This is a genomic window from Promicromonospora kroppenstedtii DSM 19349 (assembly GCF_000515355.1).
In the GTDB taxonomy this organism is placed as follows: domain Bacteria; phylum Actinomycetota; class Actinomycetes; order Actinomycetales; family Cellulomonadaceae; genus Promicromonospora; species Promicromonospora kroppenstedtii.
Genome location: NZ_KI911681.1, coordinates 2986 through 7533, shown reverse-complemented (window position 1 = coordinate 7533; position 4548 = coordinate 2986). Strand labels below are relative to the sequence as shown.

Annotated in this window: 5 protein-coding genes; all 5 read right to left on the bottom strand. The window is 70.8% G+C overall.

The annotated features are described in order from the left end of the window. Nucleotides 1-571 (bottom strand): DUF998 domain-containing protein (locus PROKR_RS14445; protein WP_036964362.1); only part of this gene is annotated, 571 nt, incomplete at its 3' end. Nucleotides 572-679: 108 nt separating this feature from the next. Beyond that, nucleotides 680-1378 (bottom strand): DUF4328 domain-containing protein, encoded by a 699-nt coding sequence (locus PROKR_RS14440; RefSeq protein ID WP_036964361.1) that lies wholly within the window; start codon nt 1376-1378, stop codon nt 680-682. Between the two features lie 207 nt (nt 1379-1585). Continuing rightward, a complete protein-coding gene (locus PROKR_RS14435) occupies nt 1586-3271 on the bottom strand; it encodes a ribonuclease J (protein WP_036964360.1) in 1686 nt (561 codons plus the stop codon). Nucleotides 3272-3305: 34 nt separating this feature from the next. Further along, nucleotides 3306-4271, bottom strand: coding sequence for a 4-hydroxy-tetrahydrodipicolinate synthase (gene dapA / locus PROKR_RS14430; RefSeq protein WP_084800455.1), 966 nt, complete (start codon nt 4269-4271; stop codon nt 3306-3308). A gap of 16 nt (nt 4272-4287) precedes the next feature. Further along, nucleotides 4288-4548, bottom strand: a 261-nt coding sequence (locus PROKR_RS14425) for a hypothetical protein (protein WP_036964359.1), incomplete at its 5' end; no start/stop codon positions are given.

The following is a 4548-nucleotide window of genomic DNA, read 5'->3' as shown; positions in this document are numbered from 1 at the left end:
CCAGCCACAGGCCCGCAACGCCCGCGGCTCCCAGCGCGACCCCGCCGACGAACCCCACGAGGACGACCACGCCCGCGGCGCGGGACCAGACGGCCGCCCGCCCCTCGCCGCGCCCGGCGAACCAGCGCCCGAGCAGCAGGGCGGCCACGCCGAGCGAGACGAACCCGATCGCACCGAAGGCCAGGTGCAGGACGCCGGACATGCTCGGCGACGTCGCTCCGTCCTGCCCGGGCGGGAACCCGGGCATGGGATCGGGCGGGAAGATCGCGCTCGCGATCATCGCGGCGCCGTAGACGCCCACCGCGACGCCCGTGCCCCGTGCGTGGGCCCGGGCCATGCCCACGCCCGCGACCAGGACCATCAGGCCGCTCAGCGCCAGGTTGGTGACCTGCATCCAGCCGAGGTCGCCCAGCATGAGCACGCTGAGCGGGTGCCGCGAGAAGTCGAAGCCGTCCCGCGTGAGCGCCAGGACCAGTCCGACCACAAGGTAGAACGGCCCGGCCACCACACCCCAGCCGAGCATCGACCGCGTGACCGCGGCGGCCGTGTCGAACTCCGTCTCCTGTGCCATCTCGTCCTCCGGGACCGTCGCGCCGGCGGGGTGCCGGCGTCCTGTCCAGGTAGACGACCGGGATCCGAGAACTGAGCGGCCGGGGCCCGGCCGGTTGCGACCGCAGGTTCAGCCGGCCACGCCGTCGAGTGCCGCGACGTGCGCCCGCTGCGCCACCGTGAGCTCCCGGACGATCCGGAGCCAACAGACGAAGGCGATCAGCAGGGTGACCGCGGCGACGAGCTCGTAGAAGGGCAGCATCACGGGGTCCTCACCGCGCATGGTCACCAGGGTCGCCTGATAGCTGGCAAAGTTGCTGATCAGCCATGTGGACCACCAGCCAGCGAGACTCGACGACTCACGGATGGTGCTCCGGCGCACGTCCCGCACGACCTGGTACGGGAACCACAGGGACACGACCGGGACCACCCAGCCGAGCCACACCCAGACCGGACCACGCTGGTGGCGGTAGGTGGGCTTGACGGCGACCGCGAACTTCCGGCATTCGTTCAGCCACAGGCACGAGACGATGAAGGCCGCGAGCATGACCGCGCTGAGCAGCCCGGCCACGGCGTCGTACGCCGTGAACACGTCCATCGGGTCGGCGGCGGCGGCGTACGCCTCCACGGCCCCGAACGACAGCGCGGTCGAGAGGACCTGGATGGCCAGGAAGACCGACGACAGCACGACCACCGCGGTGGCGAGGCCCTCGGGAACCCGCAGCCCGCGCGCCTGGTTCGCGGCCGCGTAAGCGTCGTAGAGCGGCGTGGTGCTCGGTGCCGGAGCTCCCGCGGGAGGCGGGGCGTAGGGGTCGAACGGCTGCGTCACGGATGGTGCCCTTCAGGGTGCGTGCGGTGCGAAACACCCGAACGCTAGCCCCGGGAAACCGTGAAGTTGAGCCAATTAGCGGGTGATCTTCGCAGATCACGACATTTGGCCCGGCCGAGGAGTCGACGACACAACGGGCGGGGCAACCCAGAGGTAGCAGTGCTACCTCAGCGTTACCCCGCCCGAAGGGTGGTGCTCACCTGCCGATCACGCCTCGACGACCACCGGCACGATCATCGGCTTGCGCCGCAGCCGGGTGGCCACGTAGCGACCGATGGTCCGCCGCATGATCTGCTGAAGCTGGTGTGTGTCCGTGGCCCCGCCCGCGATCGCGTTCTCCAGCGCCGCGGTGACCTCCGGCATCACCTTGTCGAACACCGAGGCGTCCTCGGCCATACCCCGCGCCAGCACCTGCGGGGGTGCCAGCACCTTACCCGTCGCCGTGTCGATCACGGCGAAGACTGAGACGAAACCTTCCTCGCCCAGGATCACGCGGTCCTTGAGCTCGGCCTCGGTGATCTCACCGACCGAGGAACCGTCAACATACACGTAGCCGCACGGCACGGCGCCGACCACGGAGGCCTTGCCGTCCACGAGGTCGACCACGACGCCGTCCTCGGCGAGCACCACGCGGTCGGCCGGCACGCCGGTCCGGACCGCGAGCGCCCCGTTGGCCACGAGGTGGCGCACCTCGCCGTGCACCGGCATGACGTTCTTGGGCTTGAGGATGTTGTAGCAGTACATGAGCTCGCCGGCCGAGGCGTGCCCGGAGACGTGCACCTTGGCGTTGCCGCCGTGCACGACGCGCGCGCCGAGGCGGGTGAGGCCGTTGATGATGCGGAAGACGGCGTTCTCGTTGCCCGGGATGAGGGACGACGCGAGGATCACGGTGTCGCCGTACTCGACCTGCACCTTGTGGTCGCCGTTGGCCATGCGGCTCAGCGCGGCCATCGGCTCGCCCTGCGAGCCGGTGGACATGTAGACGATCTGGTCGTCCGGCACCGAGTCGGCCTTCTTCAGGTCGATCAGCACGCCGGGCGGTACGTCGAGGTAGCCGAGGTCCGCGGCGATGCCCATGTTGCGCACCATGGAGCGCCCCACGAGTGCGACGCGCCGGCCGTGGGCGTGCGCGGCACGCAGCACCTGCTGCACGCGGTGCACGTGGGAGGAGAACGACGCGACGATGATGCGCTTGTCGGCGTGGGCGAACACGTTGTCCAGCACGGGGCCGATCTCGGCCTCGGGCGTCACGAAACCGGGCACCTCGGCGTTGGTGGAGTCCACCATGAAGAGGTCCACGCCCTTCTCGCCGAGGCGGGCGAAGGCGCGCAGGTCCGTGATGCGGCCGTCGAGCGGCAGCTGGTCCATCTTGAAGTCACCGGTGTGCAGCACGGTGCCGGCGGCGGTGGTGACCGCCACGGCGAGCGCGTCCGGGATGGAGTGGTTGACCGCGACGAACTCGCAGTCGAAGACGCCGAGCTTCTCGCGCTGCCCCTCCTTCACCTCGAGGGTGTAGGGCTTGATGCGGTGCTCCTTGAGCTTCGCCTCGATGAAGGCGAGGGTCAGGCGCGAGCCGACCAGCGGGATGTCCTTGCGCAGGCGCAGCAGGTAGGGCACGGCACCGATGTGGTCCTCGTGCCCGTGCGTCAGCACGATCGCCTCGATGTCGTCGAGACGGTCCTTGATGTAGTCGAAGTCCGGCAGGATCAGGTCCACGCCGGGCTGGTTGTCCTCGGGAAACAACACGCCGCAGTCGATGATCAGCAGCCGTCCGGCATGCTCCAGGACCGCCATGTTACGTCCCACCTCGCCCAGGCCGCCGAGGGCGACCACACGCAGACCGCCGTCGGGCAGTGCGGGGGGCAGGGACAGTTCGGGGTGAGGATGACTCACGTGGCCTCCAAGGCCTCGTTCCAACAGAAAAGTTTCAGTGCCCGGCGGAGCTCGCCCGAGCGAGCTCGTTCACCTCGGGCTGGTGTGCGTCGCCGTCGCGCAGCAGGCCGGCCTCGGCCAGCACCGCGCGCAGGGCGGCGACCTCGTCGTCCGACGCGGCGACGTTGGGCAGACGCAGGAACCGGTTGTCCGTGACGCCGAGCAGCTCGACCGCAGCCTTGGCCATCACGGCCTGGGCGCCTGCGCCGTTCAGCGCGTCGATGACACCGGTCGTCGTGCGGAAGACCTCGATCGCTCCGGCGATGTCACCGGCGTCGAACCGGCGGACTGTCTCCGCGAAGTGGGCGCCGACCACGTGGGCCGACACGGACACGATACCCGCACCGCCGACGCTCAGGAACGGCAGGAGCAGCCCGTCGTCGCCTGAGTACCAGGCGAGGCCGGTCTCGCCGATGAGCTTGCCGGCCGCGTAGACGTCGCCGGTGGCGTCCTTGTTCGCGATGATCCGGGGGTGCTGCGCCAGGCGCCGGTAGGTGTCGGGGGCGATGCGCACCACGGTGCGGCCCGGCACGTCGTACAGCATCACGGGCAGGTCGGTCGCGTCCGCGACGGCCACGAAGTGCTGGTACAGCCCCTCCTGGCTCGGCCGGGAGTAGTACGGGGAGACGACGAGCAGGCCGTCCGCGCCGGACTCCGCGGCCTGCTCGGCCATGCGGATCGCGTGCACGGTGTCGTTCGAGCCGGCGCCCGCCACGACGGCGGCGCGGTCGCCCACGGCGTCGACGACCGCGGCGACGAGCTCCTCCTTCTCGGGCGTGTGCGTGACCGGCGACTCACCGGTCGTGCCGGACAGGACGAGGCCGTCGTTGCCGTCGTCGACCAGCTTCTTCGCCAGCTTCACCGCTGCCTTCAGGTCCACTGCGCCGTCGGGCGTCATCGGGGTGACCATCGCGGTCAGGACCGCGCCGAACGGGCGCGCGGAGTCAGCGGGAAGAACCATAGGCATACCGTACCGTTTACCGCCCCCGCAACGGGCTCGGGCCCGCCGACCCGCCGGGTGTCGCATCAGCCTCCACGAGCACCTCCAGCGCCGCGACCGCACGCGCGAGATCGTCGTTGACCAGACGGAGCACGCCGGGGGTCCGCGCCACCTCCCGCAGCCCCTCCGCGTAGGCGTCCGTCAGCGCCGCCCCGAGGTCGCCCCGGTGGGCTGCCTCGTCCCGCCGGAGCCGCTCCGCGACCACCCCGCGCGATGCCTCCACCAGCACGTGCGCCCA